The following is a 23,824-nucleotide window of genomic DNA, read 5'->3' as shown; positions in this document are numbered from 1 at the left end:
TAACCTCACTGCGTAGTTCGTACTTCTTGCAGTTCACGTGCTGCGGCGCTTTCCGCAGTGTTTTGACAGGCACAGACATAGACCACCTGTCGGTGGTTTCGTCATGCCTGTTTCTTTGTGCTCCCCGTGCCGCCGATGGGTCTTCCTCGAAGGCGGATTCATGGCACAACGTCCGAGCGTCAAAGGCGTCGCCGACGTCGTTGCGCTCATCGATGGGCTGGGAAAGATCACCGGCCGGGCGCAAGTCATCTGGTTCCTCGTGTTCGGCGGGCTGTTCCTCGACGCCTATTCGAATGCCGCGCTGAGCGCCGGTCTGGGGCCGATGACGACCCAGATGGAGCTGACCAGCACCCAGGTCTCGATCCTCACGGCCACCGCTCCGGCCCTGGCGATCATCTTCAATCCGGTCGGCGGCTGGCTCGCCACCCTGATCGGCCGCGTCCCCCCGCTGCTCATCGCCAAGGTGTTCGCCATCGCGGGCGCCCTGCTCGCCGCCTTCGCCGGTGACTTCACCGTCGTCTGGCTCGGCCGGGTCCTGGTGGGTGTCGCGTACGGCATCGACTTCGCGGTCGCCATGGCGCTGCTCGCCGAGTACACGCCCGCGAAGCTGGGCGGCCGGCTGAACCTGTGGCAGGCCGTCTGGTACGTCGCCACCACCAGCAACCTCGCCCTCGCCCTGCTCTTCTTCAACCTGGACGTCGGCGCGGACATCTGGCGCTGGTCGGTCGGCTCGGCCGCGGTCGTCGCAACCACGCTGCTCCTGGGCCAGTGGCTGATGCTCCGGGAGAGCCCCACCTGGCTGGCCGGCAAGGGCCGCCTGGACGAGGCCGTCGTCAACCTGGACAAGATCTACCGGATCAAGGCCGTCGCCGGTAAGCCCGACGAGGCGACCCGCGCCGCCACCGCGGCTCCCGCCATCGGATTCCGGCAGGTCGGACTGCTCTTCAAGGGCGAGTACCTGCCGCGCACGCTCCTCTCCTCGGTGATCTCGCTCGGGCAGTCGATGCAGTACTTCGCGGTCGGCTGGTATCTGCCGCTGATCAGCCTGACGATCTTCGGCGAGAGCTTCGAGAAGGCCACCGTCGGCTCGATGGTCTTCAACGCCTTCGGTATCGCGGGCGGGCTTCTGTCCGCGTACTTCGGCCGCCGGCTCGGGCTGCGGCTCAGCTCCGCCGCCGGATTCGCCGGAGTCTTCGTCGCGCTGCTGGCGATGGGGCTGACCTTCGAGAAGGTCCCCACGGCCGTGGCGTTCCTGCTGCCGGTCCTGTTCATCCTCTGCCACTCCGCTGGCCCCGGCGCCAACGGCAAGTCCATCGCCGCGCTCTCGTACAGCAGTGACGTCCGCGCGCTCGGCACCGGCGTCACCGGGATGGTCGGCAGCTTCGGCAGTGTCGCCGGGCTGTACGTCTTCCCGCAGATCAAGGAATCGCTCGGGCTCGCCGACACGTTCCTGGTGCTCTCCGTCGTGCCCCTGCTCGGCCTGATCACCTGTCTGGCGATCAAGTGGGACCCGACGAAGGCCGCTTCGCCCGACGAGGCAGCCGGACAGGACCGTGCCGCCATCGGTGCCCGGGCCGGCTCGACGGAATCCGCCGAGTCCGTCACCGCGCGCTGACCTGCCGCCGGGCCTGCCGCACCACACGATGGTCCCCTCCCCTCCGTACCCCTCCGCACAGCGCGATGCTCGCAATGAAAGGGCTGCAATGACCCAGACGTTCCCCGGCGCCGCCCCACGGCGCGGCGTGCTGTCCATCGACGAGGGCACCACGGGCACCCGGGCCGGAGTCGTCCTCGACTCGGGCGCCGCCCACGAGGTGTTCTACCGGTCGATCGAGGTCAGCCATCCGGACGACCTCTCGGTCGAGCAGGACCCGATGGAGATCTGGACCGCCACCGTCGAGGTGGCGCGCCGGGCCGTCCGCCGGGCCCGCGAGGAAGGAATCGAGATCACCGCGGTCGCGCTCTCCACCCAGCGGGCCACCGTGTTGCTGTGGGACCGGGTCACCGGGCGGCCGTTGCTGCCCGCGGTGGTGTGGCAGGACCGGCGGTACGCGACCGAGCTCACCGCGTACGAAGGCGAGTGGGACGCCGCCCTGCTGGCCCGTCAGGGCCGGCCGGTCGGCGCCCGCGCCCCGTTCCTCTGGGCCGCCCGGCAGATCGCCGCGCACCCGGAGGTGGCCGCCGCCCACCGCGAGGGCCGGCTCCTCTTCGGCACCGTCGACACCTGGCTGATCTGGCGCCTCAGCGGCGGCGCCGTGCACGCCACCACCCCGACCAACGCCGCGTCCACCGGCGGCTATCTCCTGGAGCGGCACGCCTGGGACGAGGAGTGGATCAGCCACCTCGGCTTCCCCCTCGACCTGCTGCCGGAACTCCGCTCCGACGACGCCGGATTCGGTACGACCGCCCCTGGCGCACTCGGGATCGCCGTCCCGCTGACCGCCTCCATGGGCGACCAGCACGCCGCTCTCGTCGCGCTCGGCGGCCTCGCCGCCGGGCAAGGCATGTGCGTGTACGGAACCGGCGCCTTCGTCGACGCGGCGACCGGCACCACGCCCGCCCTGCCCCGGCCGGACATCTCCGGGGTACTCGCCCAGCCCGGCCGGCGGCAGGGCGACATCAGCCACTACAGCCTGGAGGCCTACACCTCCACGGCGGGTTCGGCGCTGCGCTGGCTCTGCGACGACCTGGGCCTGTTCGCATCGCCGAAGGAGCTCGGTGAGGAAGCGGGCCGGGTCCCCACCCGGCCGGGCCGCACCCCGCGTTTCGTCCCGGCACTCGCCGGGGTCCGTACGCCGGTCTGGCACCCGGAAGCCACGGCATCCCTCACCGGGCTCACCCTCGCCACCACCCGCGCGGATCTCGCGCGCGCCGTGCTGGACGGGATCGCGCACTCGGTGTGCGACCTGATCGACGGGGTCGCCGACACCATGGGCACGCCGTTCACCCGGCTGCGGGTCGGCGGCGGCGTCTCCGGAAGCGACCCGCTCATGCAGATCCAGGCCGACCTGACCGGCCTGCCGCTGGAGCGGGTCTCCGACTCCGCAACCGCCAGCCTGCGCGGCACCGCCTATCTGGCCGGTGTCGCCCAGGGCCTGTGGTCCTCGCTGGAAGAGGTCGTCGAGGCGCAGCCGCACGGCCGGATCTTCGAACCTGCGATCACCGCGGCCGAACGCACCGCGCAGCGGTCCGCCTGGCGCGACGTGCTGATCGCCCACCTCGACGACCCCGCACTGCTCCCTCTGAAGGACCCCGAATCCCACACCCCCCACTGACGGCTTCCGACCGTCGCACTGGCGGCCCGTACCCGACCACGCGGCCGCCGCACCGAAACACCAGGAGTTGATGTTGTGATCACCATGCCCGCCCGGAAACCGCGGCGCAGCGCCGCGGCGACCCGCCGAACGCCCCTGCTGCTCGACCGGGCAGCCCTCAAGCGCCGGCTGGCCGACGACACGTACGACGTGCTCGTCATCGGCGGCGGCATCACCGGGGCGTACGCCGTGCTCGACGCCGCCTCGCGCGGGCTGCGCGCGGCACTGGTCGAGAAGGACGACTTCGCCTCCGGCACGTCGTCGAAGTCCTCGAAGATGGTGCACGGCGGCCTGCGTTACATCGAGCAGGGCAACGTCAACCTGGTCCGCCACTCGCTCCTGGAGCGTCACCGCTTCCGCAAGAACGCCCCGCATCTGGTGCACCGGCTGCCGTTCCTCTTCCCGATCCTGGAGAAGGAGGGCATCTTCGACGCCCGCCTCGCCAAGGGCTTCGAGGGTCTGCTGTGGACGTACGACCTGGTCGGCGGCTGGCGGATCGGCAAGCTCCACCAGCGGCTCACCGTCCCCGAGGTCCTCGCGCAGGCGCCGACGCTGCGCGCCGAGAACCTCAAGGGCGGGCTGATGTACTTCGACGCCCGTACCGATGACGCCCGGCTCGTCCTCACCATCATCCGCACCGCCGCCGCGCTCGGCGCGACGGTCCTCAACGGCGCCAGGGCCGAGGGTCTGCTGATGCAGATGGGCAAGGTGGCCGGTGCCCGGGTCTCGGCGGACGGCGACACCATCGACATCCGCTCACGGGCCGTCGTCAACGCCACCGGGGTGTGGACCGACGAACTCGACGCGAAGGCGGACGCCGGTCACCAGCCGCAGGTACGGCCCGCCAAGGGTGTCCACATCGTGGTTCCGTGGGACAAGGTGCGGATCAACTGCACGGTCACCGTGCCGATCCCCGGCCGGGCGCGCCGAGCGACCTGCACCCGCTGGGGCAACAGCGTCGTGCTGGGCACGACGGACGAGGATTACCAGGGTTCCCCCGACGATGTGCACTGCACCCGTGCGGAGATGGACTTCCTGCTGGAGGGCGCCAACACCGCCTTCGAGGGGAAGCTCACCCCGGACGACGTGGTCGGTTCCATCGGCGGTCTTCGTCCGCTGGTCGGCGGCAAGGAAGGCGCGACGCTCGACATGCGCCGCGACCATCACATCACGGTAGGCCGCACCGGCATGGTGACGGTGACCGGCGGCAAGCTCACCACCAGCAGGCACATGGGTGAACTCGTCATCGACAAGGTGATGACGGTCCTCGGCCGCAAGGGGAGGAGCCGCACCACCGACCTCCCGCTGCTCGGCGGCGCCGGATACGACGCCGAGGCCGTAGCCGCATCCGGTGGCATCGCCGCCCATCTCGGCGAACGCTTCGGTACCGAGGCCCGGTTCGTCGGTGACCTGATCCAGGACGACCCCGCGCTGGCCGAGCCGATCGTCGCGGGACTCCCGTACACCAAGGCGGAGGTCGTGTACGCGGCCCGTGCCGAACTGGCCCGCTCGGTCGACGACGTGCTCTCCCGCCGGCTGCGCGCCCGTCTGTTCGCCCGGGACGCCTCCATCGACGCCGCCGAGGCCGTCGGCGCGATCCTCGGCCAGGAACTGAACCTCTCGGAGGCCGATGTGGAGCGTTCGGTCTCCGAGTACCTCGCAGCCGTCCGCCACGAAAAGTCCGTACTCCTCGAAGGGGCAGCAGCATGATCAGCCGTCAGACCATCACCCATCCGTTCAACCGGGGCAACTACACGATCGGCGCCCCCAGCTTCGCCAAGTGGGCGCAGAACACCCCGATCGGGGACGGCGAGGCCGCCCTCCAGACCGACCCGGTCGAGGTCCCCGAGGCCGTGGTCGAGGCGCTGCGCGAGGCCGCGCACGCGGTGCACACCTCCCGCGACGAGGTCGTCACCCGGACCCGTGACTGGTGGGCCGGCTCGATGATCGGCGAGACCGAGGGCCGTCCCGCGACACCGAATGCCGTGATCGTCGAGGCGGCCGACGCCGACCAGGTCGCGGCCGTGCTGCGGATCTGCCACGGGGCCGGCATCCCGGTCACCCCGTCCGCGGGCCGCTCCAACGTCACGGGCGCGGCGCTCCCCGTCTTCGGCGGCGTCGTCCTGGATGTCTGCGGGCTGAACCGGATCACCGGCTTCGACGCCGAGTCGAACATCGTCGACGTCCAGGCCGGCATGTTCGGCGACCTCTTCGAGAAGCAGCTCCAGGAGGAGTACGGCGTCACCACCGGCCACTGGCCGTCCGCGTTCGCCGTCTCCACGGTCGGCGGCTGGATCGCCTGCCGCGGCGCCGGTCAGCTCTCCACCCGTTACGGCAAGATCGAGGACATGGTCGTCGGCGTGGATGTCGTGCACGCGGACGGTACGCGTGCCACGTACGGTGACTACGCCCGCGCCGCGGTCGGCCCGGACCTGCGCCAGCTGTTCGTCGGTTCCGAGGGCACCCTCGGTGTCATCGTCTCGGCGCGGCTGCGGGTCCACCCGCTGCCGGAGTACGCGAACGCCGTCGCGTTCGGCTTCAAGACCTTCGCCGAGGGCCTGGACGCCTGCCGCAGGATCATGCAGCGCGGTGCCACCCCGGCCGTCCTGCGGCTGTACGACACGCTGGAGTCGGGCACCCACTTCGGCCACCCGGAGACCAATCTCCTGCTCATCGCGGACGAGGGCGACCCTGCCATCGTCGACGCCTCGATCGGGGTGTCGAAGGAGGTCTGCCGGGAGTACGGCCCCGAGCTGGACAGCAAGGCCGTGTTCGAGCGCTGGCTGGACGAGCGGATGCTGGTCGGCAAGTCCGCCGACGGCTTCAAGCCTGGTCCGGGTTTCGTCGCCGACACCCTGGAGATGGCCGCATCGTGGACCGACCTCCCGGTGATCTACGCCGAGGTGGTGGCCGCGATCCAGTCGGTGGAGGGCACCCTGGCGGCCTCGGCCCACCAGTCCCACGCGTACACCGACGGGGCCTGCGTCTACTTCTCGCTGCGCGGCGACGTGGCGCCCGAGTCGCGCCGCGACTGGTACCGCTCGGTGTGGGATGCGGCCAACGCCGTACTCATCAAGCACGCGGCGGCGCTCAGCCACCACCACGGCTGCGGTCTGCTGCGTGGCCCCTACCTGGAGGAGTCCCTCGGGGCGGGCTTCGCGACGTTCGTCGCGGTCAAGAAGGCCCTGGACCCGGCGGGCATTCTCAACCCTGGCAAACTGGGCCTTCCCAGCCGATTCGGTACGTCCCCGCTGAACTGATCTCAGCAGCCGCGAACCCTCCTTCCCCAGGCAGGCCCCTTCCATGACCCCCTCCCCGTCCCGGTCCGGTGCCGCACTCGACCCCCGGCTCGCCTCGGCCTTCGCCGAGGTGCCGGTCGTGGCGTCGCTCGTCGGCACCCAGCCGCTGCGGCAGTTCCTGACCGCACCGGCGAAGGTGTGCATCCTCGCGTCGCTCACGGTGGGGCAGCTGCCCCAGGTCGTGCCGGTGCTGGGCCGGGCGGGGAAGACCGTGTTCGTGAACGTGGACAGCAGCCCCGGTCTGGCTCAGGACCGGGGCGCGCTGGAGTTCATCAAGAACATGGGCGCGCACGGCGTGGTCAGCACCCGGCTCTCCCTCATAGAGAAGGGCCGCCCGCTCGGCCTGCTGACGATGATGAAGGTGTTCGTCACCGACCGGTCCAACCTGCGCCGCTCCACGGACGCCATCTCGCGCGGGGCGCCGGACCTGGTCGAGATCATGCCCGCCCCGATCGTCGCCCGGATGAGCGCGCAGGCACAGCGCGCGATGTCCCCGTCGGTCGCTGCCGGCTTCGTGGAAACCGCCGCGGACGTGGCGCTCGCGCTGGCCCTCGGGTCGGCCGCGGCCGCCACCTCCGACCCCCGCCTCTGGCACCTGCGCCGGGACCAGTTGCCACCGGTCCCGCCCGCCGCCCTGAAGAGGCCCGCCGCACCTCAGGAGTAATCCCCCCATGACATATGTGGTCGTAGCCCGCTACCGCACGAAGGCCGGCGAGGAGGACAGCGTCCTCTCCCTGCTCGACGCGATGGCCGCCGCATCCCGCAAGGAGCCGGGCAATCTCGCCTACCGGGTCCACCAGGGCACCGAGGACCCGCGGGCGATAGTGCTGTACGAGGAGTACGTCTCCGAGGCCGACTTCATCACGCACTGCGCCACCCCGCACTTCCAGGAGATCGTGCTCGGCAAGGTCGTCCCGCTGCTGGAGAGCCGCGACGTGCTGCGCTGCGTGCCTCGTCCGGAGGTGCGGGCATGAAGACCCGTGCGGTGGTACTGCGCGGAATATCGACGGCCCGCCCCTACTCCGAGACCCGTCCGGTGGAGGTGGAGGAGCTGGAGCTGGGTGCCCCGCGCGAGGGCGAGGTGTTGGTCCGTATCGCGGCCGCCTCGCTCTGCCACTCGGACCTCTCGGTGGTCAACGGTGACCGGGTCCGCCCACTGCCGATGGCTCTGGGGCACGAGGCGGTGGGCGTCGTCCAGGACACCGGGCCGGGCGTCAGCCGGGTCCGTCCCGGGGACCATGTGGCTCTGGTCTTCGTGCCGAGCTGCGGTTTCTGCGCCGACTGTGCGGCGGGTCGGCCCGCCCTGTGTGCGCAGGCGGCCGCGGCGAACGGTTCGGGCGCGCTGCTGCACGGCCCTTCGCTCCTGACCGACGCCTCTGGCAGTCCGGTCCACCACCAGCTGGGCGTCTCCGCGTTCTCCGAATACGCGGTGCTGGCCCAGGAGTCCGTGGTGCCGATCCCCGAGGACATCCCGTTCACGGTCGCGTCGTTGTTCGGCTGCGCGGTCCTTACGGGCGCGGGCGCCGTCATCAACACGGCGGCCCTGCGCCCCGGCCAGTCGGCGGTGGTCTACGGCCTGGGCGGTGTGGGACTGTCCGCGGTGCTGGGCGCCCGGGCAGCGGGGGCGTACCCGATCATCGCGGTCGACCCGGTCCAGGAGAAGCGCGAGCTGGCTGTCCGGTTGGGTGCGACGCATGTGTACGCGCCCGGCGGGGCGGTCGGCACGATCCGTGAACTCACTTCCGCTGGAGCCGACTTGGCGATAGAGGCGGTGGGCAGTCCCAAGGTCATGGCGGAGTGCCTGACGGCCGTGGCCCGGGGCGGCAAGGTCGTCTCGGTGGGCCTCCCCGCCCCTGACCGGGTGCTGGAGGTCCCGGCGCTGGCGTTCGCGGGCGAGGGCAAATCCCTGCTGGGCTCGTACATGGGCGACGCGGTCCCGCGCCGCGACATTCCCAGGTTCCTGGACCTGTGGCGGGCGGGCCTGATGCCAGTGGAGCAGATGCACACGGGCACGCTGCCGCTGGCCGACATCAACGCGGCGATGGAGGAGCTGGCTTCGGGCCGGGCGATCCGCCAGGTCATCGACACGTCGGGGATGCTGAACGCCTGACGCGTCGCCCGGATCCGTCGACGGCGCCCCTGCGGGCTGCGGGGGCGCCGTCAGTATCCGCCTGCGGCATCCAGGGACATGTGACATGTCATTCGGGCCGCTTGTTCGCGTCATTCGCACCGGTGGGTGCGCAAAGCTACTCGACGCGCTGTCACACCTCACAGCAATTTTTGACCGATGCGGCCCTGAAGCGACCCTCCACAACACGCTTCTCACCCTGATAAGTTGGTCGGCATGTTCCTCTCCCGTGCGTAGGACCCCGCACTGACCGCACCCCGTCCCACCGGGTGCGGCCCTTCGGTGTCCCCGCACGCCCGCAGCGCCGCATGCCACGCTGCCCTCACGAGGAACGTCCTCATGCTCTCGCCTTCAACCGCGCCCTCGCGCACCCCTTCGTATGCCACCGTCCTGCGTACTCCTCACGCTTCCCGCACCTTCGGTGCCGCTCTGTTGGGGCGACTCTCGTACGGGATGGTCTCCCTCTCGCTGATGCTGGCGGTGAAGGACGCCACCGGCTCGTACTCCGTCGCGGGCGCCGTCATGGCTCTGTTCGGGGCGACCAGTGTCTTTCTCTCCCCCGCCCGTGCCGCGCTGATCGACCGGTACGGGCCGCGGCGGGCACTGCCGCCGATGGCCGGTGTCTACGCCACACTGCTCGCCACCCTGGCCTACGTCACCTGGCGACCGGGGGCTTCCTCGCTCTCGCTGGGGATGCTTGCCGTGACGGCAGGCGCCTGCACTCCGCCGCTGGGACCGGTGATGCGGACCCTGTGGAGCAGTCTCGTTCCCGACCGTGAGCTGTTGCGGCGCGCGTACAGCCTGGACGGTGTCGCCGAGGAACTGCTGTTCGTCACTGGACCGTTGCTCGTGGGTCTGGTCATGAGGTTCACCGTCCCCGCGGCAGGGGTCGCGATCAGTGCCGCGCTCGTTCTGGTGGGCGCGTCGGCACTGGCGTCCTCACCCGCGGTGCGCGGTCCCGGCGCGCCACCGTCGACGGAGAATGCCGCTGCGTCACGGGACACACCCCGCAGGCAGCGGTTGCTCGGCATCGTCGGGTTGCGGCACGCCGCGATCGTGGCAGCCGCCGTGGGGCTGTGTCTGGGGGCGCTGGAACTGCTGGTGGTGGCGTTCACCGAGCAGCATCACCGGGGCGCGGCGGTGGTGTGGGTGCTGGCCGCCCTCTCTGCCGGAAGCGCGGTCGGTGGGCTCGCCTATGGTGCCGTCTCATGGCGTGCGTCGAACCGGGCGCGGCTGCCGGTACCGGCCGCCGGTCTCGGTGTGGCGATGGTCGTGGCCGGGATGTCGCCCCATGTGTACGTGCTGGTCGCGGTGGTCACGGCCGCCGGGGTTTTCGTCGCCCCGGCCTTGACCACCGCGTATCTCGTCGCGGACGAGTCCGTCGGCGCGGACAGCCGCACACAGGCGGGTGCATGGGTCAACACCGCGGTCAACGCCGGGTCCTCGGCGGGCACCGCGGCGGTGGGCCTGCTGGTGGACCGTCTGCCGCCGACCGTCTGCTTCGCGGTCGCGGCGCTCCCTGCGCTGCTCTGTGCGGCTGCGGTGGCGCGCGGCGCGATCAGCCGTTCCTGACCATATGAAGCCGTTGGTGGTGGCCAGATCGATCTCGTGTTCGCTCGCCGGACAATCATGGCCGGACAATCGTGGTTCACGGGACGGTTCAGGCCACGGACGTGATCAATCCGGTCGGCGGCCGGCCGCCCTCGTGGTGGATCGGCGTGTGCGCGCCGGTGAGCGGGACGCCGCTGCCGCCGCGCCGGTCGGCGACGATCTCGGCGGCGATGGAGAGCGCGGTCTCCTCGGGGGTGCGTGCTCCGAGGTCGAGGCCGATCGGTGAGTGCAGCCGGGCCAGTTCGATCTCGGTGACGCCGACCGCGCGCAGCCGGTCGTTGCGTTCCAGATGGGTGCGGCGCGAGCCCATCGCGCCGACGTACGCGACCGGAAGCTTCAACGCCCTTTCCAGCAGCGGAACATCGAACTTGGCGTCATGGGTGAGCACGCAGAGCACGGTGCGCGCGTCGACGGCGGTCGCCGCAAGGTAGCGGTGCGGCCAGTCGACGACGATCTCGTCGGCGTCGGGAAAGCGGGCCGCCGTGGCGAAGACGGGGCGGGCGTCGCACACGGTGACGTGGTACCCGAGGAATTTGCCGGCCCTGACCAGGGCGGCGGCGAAGTCGATGGCCCCGAAGACGATCATCCGGGGCGGCGGAACGCTCGATTCGACGAGCAGGGCGAGGGGGCGGCCGCAGCGTGAGCCCTCGGCGCCGATGGTGACGGGGCCGGTGCGGCCCGCGTCCAGCATGGCGCGGGCCTCGGCCGCGGCGGTGCGGTCCAGCTCCGGATGTCCGCCGAGCCCACCCTCGTACGAGCCGTCGGGGTGGACGAGTTGGGGGCGGCCGAGGAGTTCGGCGGGGCCGTCGGTGATCCGTACCACCGCCGCCGCCTGCCCGGCCGCCGCGGCGGCGAGCGCGGCGGCGAACACCGGGCGTGCGGGGTCGTCCGCGCGGACCGGTGTCACCAGGATGCCGATGATGCCGCCGCAGGTCAGACCGACGGCGAAGGCGTCCTCGTCGCTGTAGCCGAACTGCTCCCGTACGGTGAGGCCGTCGTCGAGGGCCCGTTGGCACAGCTCGTACACCGCACCCTCCACACACCCGCCGGAGACCGAACCGATCGCGTTGCCGTCGCGGTCGACGGCGAGGGCGGCTCCGGGCTGCCGGGGCGCGCTCCCGCCGACCGCCACGACCGTGGCGACGGCGAACTCGCGTCCCTGCCCGACCCACCGGTGAAGCTCTTCGGCGATGTCCAGCATGGCGTGTCTCCTTAAGCGAGGTGTGGAGGGGCGGCGGGTCAGTTGACGCCCAGCCAGCTCTCGATCGGGTGCAGGGCGAAGTAGATGACGAAGATCACCGTGAGCCCCCACATGAAGCCGCCTGCCTCCCGGGCCCTGCCCTGGGCCGCCTTGATGGCCACATAGGAGATGACACCGGCTGCGACGCCGGTGGTGATGGTGTAGGTGAAGGGCATCAGGACCACGGTCAGGAAGACCGGGATCGCGACGGAACGATCGCTCCAGTCCACATGGCGGGCGTTCTGCATCATCATCGCTCCGATGACGACCAGAGCGGCGGAAGCCACCTCGGCGGGCACAATCGCGGTGAGCGGGGTGAAGAACAGACAGGCCGCGAAGAAGAGTCCGGTGACGACGGAGGCGAGGCCGGTACGGGCGCCTTCGCCGACGCCGGTCGCCGACTCGACGAACACGGTCTGGCCGGAGCCTCCGGCGACGCCGCCGATCGCACCGCCTGCGCCGTCGATGAACAGCGCCTTGGACAGGCCGGGCATCCTGCCCCTGTCGTCGGCGAGCCCGGCCTCCGTACCGACGCCGATGATGGTGGCCATCGCGTCGAAGAAGCCGGCCAGCACAAGGGTGAAGACGATGAAGCCGACAGTCATCGCGCCGACGTCGCCCCAGCCGCCGAAATCGACGTTTCCGAAGAGCGAGAAGTCCGGCGAGGAGACCGCGCTGCCCTTGAGCTCCGGCGCACCGCTGTACCAGGCCTTGGGGTCGATGTCGCCGAGCGTGTTGATGACCACGGCGATCACGGTGCCGACGACGATGCCGATGAGGATCGCACCGGGGATGTTGCGCGCCTGCAGCATGAAGATCAGCAGCAGGGTCACGCAGAAGATCAGCACTGGCCAGCCGGCCAGTTCACCGGTCAGGCCGAGAGAGACGGGACCGCCGCCGGGAGCCGGGTTCTCGTGCACGAATCCGGCCTTGACGAGGCCGATCAGGGCGATGAACAGGCCGATGCCCATCGTGATGCCGTGCTTCAGCGCGAGCGGGATCGCATTCATGATCAGCTCACGCAGGCCGGTGACCACCAGGAGGCAGATCACCAGGCCGTACATCACGCACATGCCCATGGCCTGCGGCCAGGTCATTTCGGGGGCGACCTGCGACGAAAGGACACCGGAGACACTGAGCCCGGCGGCGAGCGCCAAGGGCACCTTGCCGACGAAGCCCATCAGCAGGGTGGTCGCGGCCGCGGCGAGCGCGGTGGCGGTGATCAGTCCCGGCCGGCTGAGCAGCTGCCCTTCGACATCCTTGCCGCCGAGGATGAGCGGGTTGAGCAGAAGGATGTACGCCATGGCCATGAAGGTCGTGACGCCGCCGCGCACTTCGCGCGCAACCGTGGATCCACGCTCGGAAATGTGAAAGTACCGGTCGAGCCAGGATCTGCCGACGGGGATGCGCGAGCCGGGGCCCGCCTCCTCCGCGGTGGTCCTGTACTCCACTGACTGCTGGGTCATGATGCCTGACTCCCAAGGTTCACAGGGGCACCCGCGATGGAGACTCGTGCTGCGGGATTTGGGATGACTGCTTGGCTGCACGACCCGGGGGACGGCCCGAGACGAACTGTTCACGCAGAGTGGATCTGCGGGTACTGCGGGTGTTTCCGGCCGAGCGGTACCGCGGACGGGGTACCGCTCGGTGGTGCCGAGGACCGCGAGCGGTGCGGTGCATGAGTTCTCCGGGCGGTGCGGGCGGCGGATGGGTGACGTTCCTGGGAGGCCCGCACCGCCCGGAGAGTTCGGCGGGAGCTCTCGGTCAGGTGCCGGTGAGGTGCTCGGGGCGCACCGGCGTCCTGTTCAGCTCCAGACCCGTCGCGTTCCGGATCGCCGCGAGGACGGCCGGGGTCGACGACAGGGTCGGGGCCTCGCCGACGCCACGGAGCCCGTACGGGGCGTGGTCGTCGGCGAGTTCGAGCACATCGACCGGGATGGTCGGCGTGTCGAGGATGGTGGGGATCAGGTAGTCCGTGAAGGACGGGTTGCGTACCTTCGCGGTCTTCGGGTCGACGATGATCTCCTCCATGACAGCGACGCCCAGGCCCTGGGTGGTACCGCCCTGGATCTGTCCTTCGACGGACAGCGGGTTGAGGGCCTTGCCGACGTCCTGGGCGCAGGCCAGTTCGATGACCTTGACCAGGCCGAGTTCGGTGTCGACCTCGACGACCGCGCGGTGCGCGGCGAAGGAGTACTGGACGTGGCCGTTGCCCTGACCGGTGCGCAGGTCGAACGCCTCGGTGGGCCGGTGGCGCCACTCCAGCTCGATGTCGACGGCCTCGTCCTCCAGTACGTCGACCAGATCGGCGAGTACCTCGCCGCCGTCGGTGACGACCTTGCCGTCTTCGAGGAGCAGCTCGGCGTTGGCCCAGGCGGGGTGGTACGTACCGAACTTGCGGCGGCCGATCTCCAGGACCTTCTCGCGGACGGCCTCACAGGAGTGCTTCACGGCGCCACCGGTGACGTATGTCTGCCGGGAGGCCGAGGTGGATCCGGCCGAGCCGACCTGGGTGTCGGCCGGATGGATGGTGACCTGGGAGACACCGAGCTCGGTGCGGGCGATCTGGGCGTGGACGGTGACGCCGCCCTGCCCGACCTCCGCCATCGCGGTATGCACGGTGGCGACCGGTTCGCCGCCGACGACCTCCATGCGGACCCGGGCGGTCGAGTAGTCGTCGAAGCCCTCGGAGAAGCCGACGTTCTTGATGCCGACCGCGTAACCGATGCCGCGTACGACGCCTTCGCCGTGGGTGGTGTTGGACAGCCCGCCGGGCAGCGCCCGTACGTCGGCCTGCTCACCGGCGACCTCCCACTGGCGCTCGGGCGGCAGCGGCCTGGCCTTGACCCGGCGCAGCAGCTCGGCGACCGGGGCCGGTGAGTCGACGACCTGCCCGGTCGGCAGGAGGGTGCCCTGCTCCATGGCGTTGAGCTGCCTGAACTCGACCGGATCCATGCCCAGTTCGGCCGCGAGCTTGTCCATCTGCGCCTCGTACGCGAAGCACGCCTGGACCGCGCCGAAGCCGCGCATGGCGCCGCACGGCGGGTTGTTGGTGTAGAGCGCGATCGCTTCGATATCGACGTCGTCGATGACGTACGGGCCGACGGAGAGCGAGGAGGCGTTGCCGACGACGGCCGGGGAGGCGGAGGCGTAGGCGCCGCCGTCCAGTACGATGCGGCACTTCATGTGGGTGAGTTTGCCGTCGCGGGTCGCGCCGTGCTCGTACCAGAGCTTCGCGGGGTGGCGGTGGACGTGCCCGAAGAAGGACTCGAACCGGTTGTAGACGATCTTGACCGGCTTGCCGGTGCGGAGCGCCAGCAGGCAGGCGTGGATCTGCATCGACAGGTCCTCGCGGCCGCCGAAGGCACCGCCGACGCCGGAAAGCGTCATGCGGACCTTGTCCTCGGGCAGGCCGAGGACGGGGGCGATCTGCCGGAGGTCGGAGTGCAGCCACTGCGTGGCGACGTACAGATCGACACCGCCGTCCTCAGCGGGGACCGCCAGGCCGGACTCGGGGCCGAGGAAGGCCTGGTCCTGCATGCCGAAGACATACTCGCCGCTGACGATCACATCGGCGCGGGCCGCGGCGGCGTCCGCGTCACCGCGGACGATGGGCTGGCGGTGGAGGATGTTCGGGTGCGGGACGTGTCCTGCGTGGTGGTCGCGCCGGCCCTCGTGGACGAGGATCGCGTCGGGCGCCGTGGCGGAGGCCTCGTCGGTGATGACGGGCAGCTCGCGGTAGTCGATCCTGATCTTCGCGGCGGCGCGGCGGGCGGTCTCCGGGTGGTCGGCGGCGACGAGCGCCACCGGTTCGCCGTGGTGACGGACCTTGCCGTGGGCGAGGACGGGGGTGTCCTGGATCTCCAGGCCGTAGTTCTTCACCGAGGTCGGCAGGTCGTCGTAGGTGAGCACGGCGTAGACGCCGGAGGTGGCGAGCGCCTCGGAGGTGTCGATCGAGATGATCTCGGCGTGCGCGACCATGGAGCGCAGCGTGTGGCCCCAGAGCATGTCCTCGTGCCACATGTCCGAGGAGTACGCGAACTCGCCGGTGACCTTCAGGGTGCCGTCCGGGCGGAGCGTGGACTCGCCGATGCCGCCCTTGGTGCGGGTGCCCTGGTTGATGTTCGTGGGGGAGCCGGTAACGCCCATCGTCAGACCGTTTCTTCCGCGCGGGCGGCCGCGAGGCGGACCGCGTCGAGGATCTTCTCGTAGCCGGTGCAGCGGCAGAGGTTGCCGGAGAGCGCCTCGCGGATGTCCGCGTCGGACGGCTCCGGGTTGCGCTCCAGCAGCTCATCGGCGGCGACGAGCAGACCGGGGGTGCAGAAGCCGCACTGGACGGCGCCCGCGTCGATGAACGCCTGTTGGATCGGGGAGAGTTCACCGGCGTCGCGGGGCTGCTCACCGGTCGGCCTGGCCTCCCACCGGCGGGCCTGGTCAAGTGCGGTCCCGCAGGCGCCGGAGGCGCAGCCACTGCCGGGGTGCGCCTCGGAGCGGTGGGCGGCGAAGGCGGCGAGGCCCTCCACGGTGACGACCTCGCGGCCCTCCACCTGACCCGCGGCGACCAGACAGGCACAGACCAGGACGCCGTCCAGGCGGACCGTGCAGGAGCCGCATTCGCCCTGCTCGCAGGCGTTCTTGGAACCGGGCAGGCCCATCCGCTCGCGCAGCACGTAGAGGAGGGACTCGCCCTCCCAGACGTCGTCGGCCTCCTGCTTACGGCCGTTGACCGTGAAATTGACGCGCATGATCAGGCAGCTCCTTCGGTGCTGCGGCCGTTGCCGCGGTACGACTCCCAGGTCCAGCCGAGGGTGCGGCGGGCCATGATCCCCACCGCGTGCCTGCGGTAGTTGGCGGTGCCGCGCACATCGTCGATCGGGTTGCAGGCGCCGGCGGCGAGCGTGGCGAACTGAGCGGCGATGGACGGTGTGATGATCGTGCGGCTGTCCCAGAACCCGCCCTCTTCGAGCGCGGCGTTCAGAAATTCCTCGGCCTCCTTCGCACGGATGGGTGTCGGGGCGGCGGAACCGATGCCGGTACGGACCGTGCGGGTCTCCGGGTGCAGGGCCAGGCCGAAGGCACAGACTGCGATGACCATCGCGTTGCGGGTGCCGACCTTGGAGTACTGCTGCGGCCCGTCGGCCTTCTTGATGTGCACGGCCCGGATCAGCTCGTCCGGTTCGAGGGCGTTGCGCTTGACGCCGGTGTAGAAGGCGTCGATCGGGATCATCCGGGTTCCGCGTACGGACTCGGCCTCGACCTCGGCGCCCGCGGCGAGCAGGGCCGGGTGGGCGTCACCGGCGGGCGACGCGGTACCCAGGTTGCCACCGACGCCTCCGCGGTTGCGGATCTGCGGGGACGCGACGGTGTGCGAGGCGAGCGCCAGGCCGGGCAGCTCGGCCCGCAGGTGCTCCATGATGTGGCTGTACGGCACGGAGGCGCCGAGCCGCACGATCTCCTGGCCCACCTCCCACTCGGTCAGCTCACCGATGCGGTTCAGGTCCAGGAGGTACTCGGGCCGCCGGTGGTCGAAGTTGATCTCGACCATCACATCGGTGCCGCCCGCAATGGGCACAGCCGTCGGGTGCTCGGCCTTGGCGGCGAGCGCCTCCTCCCAGCTGGCGGGGCGAAGGAAGTCCATGAGTGGCTCTCTTCTTCTCATTCGGTCGTTCGCTGGGGCTGGGGACGGCCGGCCCTGGATCGGCTTGTTCATGTGCTGTGAGGACCGACCGGCACAGGGGAGGCGGCGTCGCGGGGCCGGGCACGAACATCTGCGGCGTTGTCGTCAGTCAACAACGCTCCGCGTTGCCTCCATCCTCCGCCTTGCAGCTGCACGCACCCAGCCCCGCTCCTTCTCCCACCCCCCACGTGCCGGCCGGTCCAAAGCGATGTGTGACCCAGTACACAACCGGGACTCCACACGGTGCAGTCACCGAAACCATGAAGGAGTTGGCTGGTCTCCGTCCTCATCTTGTAGATTCGAACGAATAGCGGGGATCAGTTACCTCACCGCAATACCCAGTTTTCACCCGCACCAACGAAAGAGATCGGCGGCAACGAGATGCGGCTGCGCGCACTGCTGGAAACCGATGCGCTGGGCCTGCGGCTGCTCGGTGGCGAGGACGAGCTCGACCGGTCCGTCCGCGGCGTCATGACCACCGACCTGCGGGACCCGAGCCGCTACCTGGCCGGCGGGGAGCTGGTCCTGACGGGCCTGGCGTGGCGCCGGGACGCGGCGGACTCGGAGCCGTTCGTACGAATCCTGGCGGGCGCCGGGGTCGCCGGACTCGCGGCCGGCGAGGCGGAGCTCGGTGACATCCCCGACGATCTGATCGAGGCGTGCGCGCGGCACCGGCTCCCCCTCTTCGCCGTCCATGAAGCCGTCGCGTTCGCAACGATCACCGAGCATGTGGTGCGCCAGGTGTCCGGCGAGCGGGCGGGCGATCTGGCGGCGGTCGTGGACCGGCACCGCAGGCTGATGACCTCGGGTCCGGCTGGCGGCGGCCCGGAGGTGGTCCTCGATCTGCTCGGCTCGGACCTCGATCTGCACGCCTGGGTGCTCTCCCCCACGGGCCGGCAGATCGCGGGCGCCGGTGCGCCGCTGCCCGGCCCGGTCGGCGCGGTGCTGGCCGGCCGGCATCTGGCCGCCACCCGCACCGGCCGCCGGGGTCCGCACCGGGCCACCGTTGACGGCACCACGTATTCGCTGTTCCCGATCCGGAACACCGGCAGGGGTGCCGCCCCCGCGCCCCGGGACGTCCGCGAGTCGTTCCTCTCCGACTGGCTGCTCGCGGTGGAGGCCGACGCGAGCGACTGGCCGGCTGCCCGGCTGGATCTGCTCCAGGGCGTCACCCAGCTGATCGCGGTCGAACGGGACCGGCGCGACGCGGCCCGCACGGTACGCCGCAGGCTCGCCCAGGAGGTCCTGGAGCTGCTCCAGACGGGTGCCGCGCCCATCGAGATCGCGGCCAGGCTGCGGGTCGCCGCCCCGGTCCTGCTGCCCGGCCTCGGCACCACCCCGCACTGGCAGGTCGTCGTCGCCCGGGTCGACTGGGACGTGGAGGGCGCGCCGGGGTCCACGGGCGGCGCGGGCACGTCCGGCATCGAGGGCGGCCCCGTCGCCCAGGCGCTGCTGGAGGAGCTCCTGGTCGACCCGGCGGTCACCGGCCCCGACTCCGCCGACCGGATCGCGGTCGCGCACACGGGCGACGAGGCGGTCGCCCTCGTACCGCTGCCCGCTGCCGCCGGACCGGTGCCGGACCTCACGGACGCCGGGGACGCCGCGGCCGGCGCCGGGGACGACCCGGCGCTGCACGCCGACGCGCTGCTCGCCGCCGTCAGCGAACCGCTCTCCGCAGGCCTCGCTGACGACGGCCGCCTGACACTGGGTGTCAGCGCCGCGGTGCACTCCCCCGAGGGACTGCGCGGCGCCCTGGAGGAGGCCCGGCACGCCCGCCGGGTGGCGGCGGCCCGTCCGGGCCGGGTCTGCGCGGCCGGCCACCACGAACTCGCTTCGCACGTCCTGCTGCTGCCGTTCGTCCCGGACGATGTGCGCCGCGCGTTCACGGCACGGCTGCTCGACCCGCTGCGCGGCTACGACCGGCGCCACCGGGCCGAACTGATCCCGACCCTGGAAGCGTTCCTGGACTGCGACGGTTCCTGGACCCGCTGCGCGGCCCGACTGCATCTGCACGTCAACACCTTGCGCTACCGGGTCGGGCGAATCGAGCAGTTGACGGGGCGTGACCTTTCGCGCCTCGAGGACAAGCTCGATTTCTTCCTCGCCCTGCGTATGAGCTGACTTCACGCGTCTACCACAGCCCTCCCCGCGACCGGCCGATTGTGAATTCATTCACCTGACCCCTTGGCCCGGCGTGCCATTCCGTGCTGAGATGCCGCCAGACTCAATGCCTGTCGTCGAACCGGGGTCGGGCCCCGGTTCGACGACAGGCCCTCAACAGCTCAATGGCGCGCTCGGGGAGGGCAATGTGGCGCATACCGCCATGTCTGGTTCCGGAACGACAGCAGATGACGATCCGCCGCTCCAGACAGCGGTATGGCGGCTGCGGTCACGCGCCTGCTGGACGGACGCCGCCGCTCTGCTCGAACGTGACGCCACGACCGATCCGGCCGCGGCACTCCAGCGGACGGCTCTGCTGATCGAACGCTGTCTGTACACCGGCGACGGCTGGACCGACGCCGAGGACGCCCTGCGCACGGCCGAGGCCCTCGCCCACGACGACGCCGAGCGCGGCGCCGCTGCCTGCGAACGCGGCCATCTGGCATACGCGTCGACCCTCCTCGGGGTACGGGACCGGGCCGACGAGTCCCGGGTGGCGCTGAGCCGGTCCGCCGCCCTGCTCTCCCCCGCGGCCCCGGGCCGCCCGCTGCTCGACTTCCGCCGCGGCCTGATCGCGCAGAACATCGCCGACTCGCCGCAGGCCGCCCGTGCCGCGTACCGCAGGGCGCACGCCGGCGCCACGGCCCAGGGCGACGAGCTGCTGCTCTCCTCGACCTGGCGTCACCTGGCGCTGCTGTCGCTGCGCGAGGGCGAACTGGCCGAGGCCCGGCACGGGTTCGCCGAATCACTGCGGATAAGGGAGGAGCTGGGCTTTCTGGTCGGCACGGCGCCGGCGCTGATCGCTCTGGCGGACACCGAACCGGAACCGGAGGCGGCGGCGCGGCTGCGCACCGAGGCGGGGCGCCTCTTCCGCCTCCTGGGCGGCGTACCGACCTGGCTGGCCCCGCACCTGGAGCCGTCGGCCCCCGGAACGGCCGAGGCGAACTGACGGCCTCCCCCGCGGAGGGCCGTGAGGTACGGTCCGCGACCGGATCACCGGGCTGCCGTCCCGCGTCGCTCCACTCGGGGATCGGCGTCGGAAGCGGCGGTGCGGGCGGCGGGTTCGGGCCACGGTTCGGGTTCTGCGGCACCGCGGCGGCGGGCTTTGCGTCCTGCCCCCTGCTGTCGCGCACGCCAGCCACAGCGGTCCGTGGAGGTGACGGCGGCCCCGGCCGTCGTGTCAGCGGTCCGCGCCCGCGAAGTGTTCGCGTACGAGCGACTGCACGACGGGGAGATCCTGGGCGATCAGCGCGTCGAGCAGCGCGGTGTGCTCCGCGGCGTCGGCGAGCAGATCGGCGCGGCGGGTGGCCGGGTTGTGCTCCAGGGGCCACTGGGAGCGCCGGTGCAGATCGTCGGCGACCATCACGAGTTGCTGGTTGCCGGAGAGCGCGAGGACCGCACGGTGGAAGGCGCGGTCGCACTCGGCGTAGCTCGCCCGGTCCCCCACCGCGGCGGCCGCGACCGTGGCCTCGGCCAGCGGACGCAGGGCGGCCCAGCGGGCCTGCTCCACGGTGCGGGCCAGCCGCAGCATGACGGGCACCTCGATCAGCGCGCGCACCTCGGCCAGCTCGGCGAGCTCCTGCGGGCCGCGCTCGGCGACCCGGAAGCCGCGGTTCGGCACGACCTCGACGGCGCCCTCGATCGCCAGCTGCTGCATCGCCTCACGGACCGGCGTCGCCGACACGCCGAAGCGGGCGCCGAGCACCGGGGCGGAGTAGACCTGCCCGGGCAACAGCTCGCCGTCGACGAGAGCGGCGCGCAGGGCGTCCAGGATCTGGCCGCGGACGGAGTGCCGCTGCACCACGACGCGGGGCACGGGCGGCTCGCTGTGGGTGTGCTCACCACGCACCCGGTCGGCACCGGCCCGCTCGGCACATGGCTGATTGCCGCGCGCCTGGTCCGGCATCCGGACGGACGGTACCGACGGCGGTGTGGCCGCGGACGAGGACGCGGCGGACATGTACAACGCTGGCGCCTGCTCACGCGCTCTGCCCTGCTCCACTCGGACCTCCTCGGCCGGCCACGGGCCGGCTCGCATGCGCCATGCCCGTTGTGCACGATAACGGCCTGGTGCACGATAGCGAGCGGGCTCCCGGCGTCATGCGACTCCGCCTTGGATTCGAAGCCGCATGATGCCGCTCGCTGATCCACTCTCTATCGTGCACCAGGCCGTAAGCGGACGAGGCCGCAGTTCAAACACCGATCAGTTCGGGTAAGGTAAGGCTTACCTGCAAACGATCGCGATTCGGTGGTCCCTGCATGACCCTCCCCACCCTGCTTCCCGGTGCCACCGCGTCTGCCGTGACGGGCGCGTACGCCCGCCTGACCGAGGTCTTCCCCGGGCTGCGTGCCGAGGTTCTCGGGGACGACGCGGCGACCCCGTCCGGCGCCGGCTGGGTGGGCGCGGACGAGCTCGCGGCCGGCGGCGCGGCCCTGGACACGTTTCTCGCCTGGGACAACGCGCAGGTGCTTCGGGACTACGGACAGCAGGCCCGCCCCGACGTGATTGCCGCCTTCGGACTGCACCGCTACGCCTGGCCCGCCTGCCTGTTGGTGACCGTGCCGTGGTTCCTGCACCGCAGGGTGCCGCGGATCCCCGTCGAGGACGTCGCGTTCCAGCGGGCCCTGGGCCATCTGACCGTACGCGTGAGGGAGTTCGCGTGCCTGCCGGACGATCCGGCGGCCGCACTGCCGGGCGCCCGGGTGGTGGCGGACGAAGCAGCTTTGCGGGCCGAGGCGCTTGCGGCGGTGGCCGAACACCTCGGCCCGGTGCTCGACGGCTTCGGGCCCCGGATGCGCCGCGGCAGGAGGGCGCTGTGGGGCATGGCGACGGACGAGATCGTCGAAGGCCTCTGGTACATCGCCCATCTGCTCGGCGAGGAGCGGCGCGCGATGACCGAACTGGAGGCGCTCCTGCCGGGCACCACGAAGCCGTACGTCGGCTCGGCGGGCTTCCGTGAACTGACCGGGCCGAACGGCGAGTCGCTGCCCACCCGCGACCGGGCGAGCTGCTGCCTCTTCTACACGCTGCGCCCCGAGGACACCTGCGTCACCTGCCCGCGCACCTGCGACACGGAGCGGGTGAGGAAACTGACGCCCACTCACTGATCCACGCGGCTCGTACGAGTAGTACTATTCGAACGCAGATCACTGGCCGTGTACGGATATTCGATCAGATCCCGGCTATCCGTATGCCCTGCCAACCCAATGGCGTTCTCTTGCCCCGAAACCCCCTGAGCGTGACGGCGTTTCGGCAATCATGGCGCCCGAAATGCCCTACGCGATGCAAGGGACCGCGCATGAGACTGACCGACATATCGCTGAATTGGCTGCTTCCGGGCGCCGTGCTGCTCGTGGGGGTCCTGGCAGCGGTGGCGGTGGTCGCACGCGGCAAGCGCGCCACTGACAATTCTGCGGCCGACGACAGCTGGGAACGCAGCGAGGAACGCCGCAGACGCAAGGAGGCGCTGTATGCCACCGCCTCGTACGTCCTGCTGTTCTGCTGCGCGGCGGTCGCCGCCGCCCTCTCCTTCCACGGACTCGTCGGCTTCGGCGAGCAGAACCTCGGTCTCTCCGGGGGCTGGGAGTATCTCGTTCCGTTCGGCCTCGACGGGGCCGCGATGTTCTGTTCCGTACTCGCAGTGCGCGAGGCCAGCCACGGTGACGCGGCGCTCGGATCACGGCTGCTCGTATGGACGTTCGCCGGCGCGGCCGCCTGGTTCAACTGGGTGCACGCACCCCGCGGAATCGACCACGCGGGCGCTCCGCACTTCTTCGCGGGGATGTCGCTCTCGGCAGCCGTGCTCTTCGACCGGGCGCTGAAACAGACCCGCCGGGCCGCACTGCGCGAGCAGGGCCTGGTGCCCCGTCCGCTGCCGCAGATCCGGATCGTACGGTGGCTGCGCGCCCCCCGTGAGACCTTCGGCGCCTGGTCACTGATGCTGCTGGAGGGCGTACGCACCCTGGACGAAGCGGTCGAGGAGGTACGTGAGGACCGGCGTGAGAAGGAGCAGCGCCGTCTCCGCAGGAAGGACCAGGAGAAGCTGGACCGGGCCCACATCAAGGCGCTGAACCGGCAGAACCGGGCCTGGCGCCGGGTCGGCCGGGGCGGCACCCAGGTGGACGTCCAGGCCATCGCCCCCTCGACGGTCTCTGCGCAGTCCGCCATGGAGCCCGCCCTATCCGAGCCGGGACAACTGCCCTTGCGCCCCCGGCCATCTCTGCAGGCCGTGACGGGTCCGGGCTCCAGCGCCTCGGACTGGAACTCCAATGAACTGGTCACCGTCGATCTCACCGCCGAGGACGACACTCAGGCACTGCCCCGCCTCGATTCGCTGGAGCGGAAACTGAAGGATCTGGAGCAGCAGTTCGGCTGATCCGTCACGAAAGGCCCTG

Annotated in this window: 18 protein-coding genes; 12 read left to right on the top strand and 6 right to left on the bottom strand. The window is 71.0% G+C overall.

Annotated elements, in window-relative coordinates; all coding sequences use genetic code 11:
- Nucleotides 1-160 precede the first annotated feature (160 nt).
- The 8 genes from ACIBB8_RS08050 (at nucleotide 161) to ACIBB8_RS08015 (ending at nucleotide 10,313) form a co-directional block, all read left to right on the top strand.
- Complete coding sequence (locus ACIBB8_RS08050) at nucleotides 161-1,615, top strand: MFS transporter (protein WP_398949582.1); 1,455 nt, start codon at nucleotides 161-163, stop codon at nucleotides 1,613-1,615.
- A gap of 88 nt (nucleotides 1,616-1,703) precedes the next feature.
- A complete protein-coding gene (locus ACIBB8_RS08045) occupies nucleotides 1,704-3,275 on the top strand; it encodes an FGGY family carbohydrate kinase (protein ID WP_398949581.1) in 1,572 nt (523 codons plus the stop codon).
- Nucleotides 3,276-3,350: 75 nt separating this feature from the next.
- Complete coding sequence (locus tag ACIBB8_RS08040) at nucleotides 3,351-5,024, top strand: FAD-dependent oxidoreductase (protein ID WP_398949580.1); 1,674 nt, start codon at nucleotides 3,351-3,353, stop codon at nucleotides 5,022-5,024.
- Entirely contained in the window at nucleotides 5,021-6,574 is a 1,554-nt protein-coding gene (locus ACIBB8_RS08035) for an FAD-binding oxidoreductase (RefSeq protein ID WP_398949579.1), read from the top strand. The genes ACIBB8_RS08040 and ACIBB8_RS08035 overlap by 4 nt, the downstream gene beginning before the upstream one ends.
- A gap of 43 nt (nucleotides 6,575-6,617) precedes the next feature.
- A complete protein-coding gene (locus ACIBB8_RS08030) occupies nucleotides 6,618-7,277 on the top strand; it encodes a glycerol-3-phosphate responsive antiterminator (protein WP_398949578.1) in 660 nt (219 codons plus the stop codon).
- Nucleotides 7,278-7,284: 7 nt separating this feature from the next.
- Nucleotides 7,285-7,587, top strand: a complete 303-nt coding sequence (locus ACIBB8_RS08025) for a putative quinol monooxygenase (RefSeq protein WP_398949577.1) — start codon at nucleotides 7,285-7,287, stop codon at nucleotides 7,585-7,587.
- Nucleotides 7,584-8,723, top strand: a complete 1,140-nt coding sequence (locus ACIBB8_RS08020; RefSeq protein WP_398949576.1) for a zinc-binding dehydrogenase — start codon at nucleotides 7,584-7,586, stop codon at nucleotides 8,721-8,723. Before ACIBB8_RS08025 ends, ACIBB8_RS08020 begins: the two co-directional genes overlap by 4 nt.
- A gap of 357 nt (nucleotides 8,724-9,080) precedes the next feature.
- The gene (locus tag ACIBB8_RS08015; RefSeq protein WP_398949575.1) at nucleotides 9,081-10,313 is read left to right on the top strand and encodes an MFS transporter; all 1,233 of its coding nucleotides are present in this window, start codon (nucleotides 9,081-9,083) and stop codon (nucleotides 10,311-10,313) included.
- A gap of 88 nt (nucleotides 10,314-10,401) precedes the next feature.
- Here the strand turns inward: ACIBB8_RS08015 and ACIBB8_RS08010 are convergent, their stop codons facing one another.
- The 5 genes from ACIBB8_RS08010 to ACIBB8_RS07990 form a co-directional block, all read right to left on the bottom strand.
- Nucleotides 10,402-11,553, bottom strand: a complete 1,152-nt coding sequence (locus ACIBB8_RS08010; RefSeq protein WP_398949574.1) for an XdhC family protein — start codon at nucleotides 11,551-11,553, stop codon at nucleotides 10,402-10,404.
- Nucleotides 11,554-11,591: 38 nt separating this feature from the next.
- On the bottom strand, nucleotides 11,592-13,058 hold the full coding sequence (locus ACIBB8_RS08005; RefSeq protein ID WP_398949573.1) for an NCS2 family permease: 1,467 nt from the start codon (nucleotides 13,056-13,058) through the stop codon (nucleotides 11,592-11,594).
- Between the two features lie 298 nt (nucleotides 13,059-13,356).
- Nucleotides 13,357-15,741, bottom strand: a complete 2,385-nt coding sequence (gene pucD, locus ACIBB8_RS08000) for a xanthine dehydrogenase subunit D (protein ID WP_398949572.1) — start codon at nucleotides 15,739-15,741, stop codon at nucleotides 13,357-13,359.
- A gap of 2 nt (nucleotides 15,742-15,743) precedes the next feature.
- A complete protein-coding gene (locus ACIBB8_RS07995) occupies nucleotides 15,744-16,337 on the bottom strand; it encodes a (2Fe-2S)-binding protein (RefSeq protein ID WP_398949571.1) in 594 nt (197 codons plus the stop codon).
- 2 nt (nucleotides 16,338-16,339) lie between these two features.
- Nucleotides 16,340-17,230 (bottom strand): FAD binding domain-containing protein, encoded by an 891-nt coding sequence (locus tag ACIBB8_RS07990; RefSeq protein ID WP_398949570.1) that lies wholly within the window; start codon nucleotides 17,228-17,230, stop codon nucleotides 16,340-16,342.
- 420 nt (nucleotides 17,231-17,650) lie between these two features.
- Between ACIBB8_RS07990 and ACIBB8_RS07985 the strand changes: the two genes are divergently transcribed.
- Together ACIBB8_RS07985 and ACIBB8_RS07980 are read left to right on the top strand one after the other, a co-directional pair.
- Nucleotides 17,651-19,390: a PucR family transcriptional regulator gene (locus ACIBB8_RS07985; protein WP_398949569.1), complete on the top strand. Its 1,740-nt coding sequence runs from the start codon at nucleotides 17,651-17,653 to the stop codon at nucleotides 19,388-19,390.
- A 202-nt stretch (nucleotides 19,391-19,592) separates the two neighbouring features.
- Nucleotides 19,593-20,378, top strand: coding sequence for a hypothetical protein (locus ACIBB8_RS07980; protein WP_398949567.1), 786 nt, complete (start codon nucleotides 19,593-19,595; stop codon nucleotides 20,376-20,378).
- 231 nt (nucleotides 20,379-20,609) lie between these two features.
- Here the strand turns inward: ACIBB8_RS07980 and ACIBB8_RS07975 are convergent, their stop codons facing one another.
- A complete protein-coding gene (locus ACIBB8_RS07975) occupies nucleotides 20,610-21,431 on the bottom strand; it encodes a GntR family transcriptional regulator (protein ID WP_398949566.1) in 822 nt (273 codons plus the stop codon).
- 257 nt (nucleotides 21,432-21,688) lie between these two features.
- On the opposite strand from ACIBB8_RS07975, the gene ACIBB8_RS07970 reads away from it, so the two are divergent.
- Together ACIBB8_RS07970 and ACIBB8_RS07965 are read left to right on the top strand one after the other, a co-directional pair.
- A complete protein-coding gene (locus tag ACIBB8_RS07970) occupies nucleotides 21,689-22,537 on the top strand; it encodes a (2Fe-2S)-binding protein (protein WP_398949565.1) in 849 nt (282 codons plus the stop codon).
- A 191-nt stretch (nucleotides 22,538-22,728) separates the two neighbouring features.
- Nucleotides 22,729-23,805 carry a DUF2637 domain-containing protein gene (locus tag ACIBB8_RS07965; protein WP_398949564.1) on the top strand — a complete coding sequence of 359 codons (1,077 nt, stop codon included), beginning with the start codon at nucleotides 22,729-22,731 and terminating at the stop codon, nucleotides 23,803-23,805.
- The last annotated feature ends 19 nt before the right edge of the window (nucleotides 23,806-23,824 follow it).

The sequence above is a fragment of the Streptomyces sp. NPDC051286 genome, from assembly GCF_044455345.1.
GTDB lineage: Bacteria > Actinomycetota > Actinomycetes > Streptomycetales > Streptomycetaceae > Streptomyces.
Note: the sequence above shows the minus strand (reverse complement) of the source record. Positions and strands in the feature narration are given on the sequence as shown.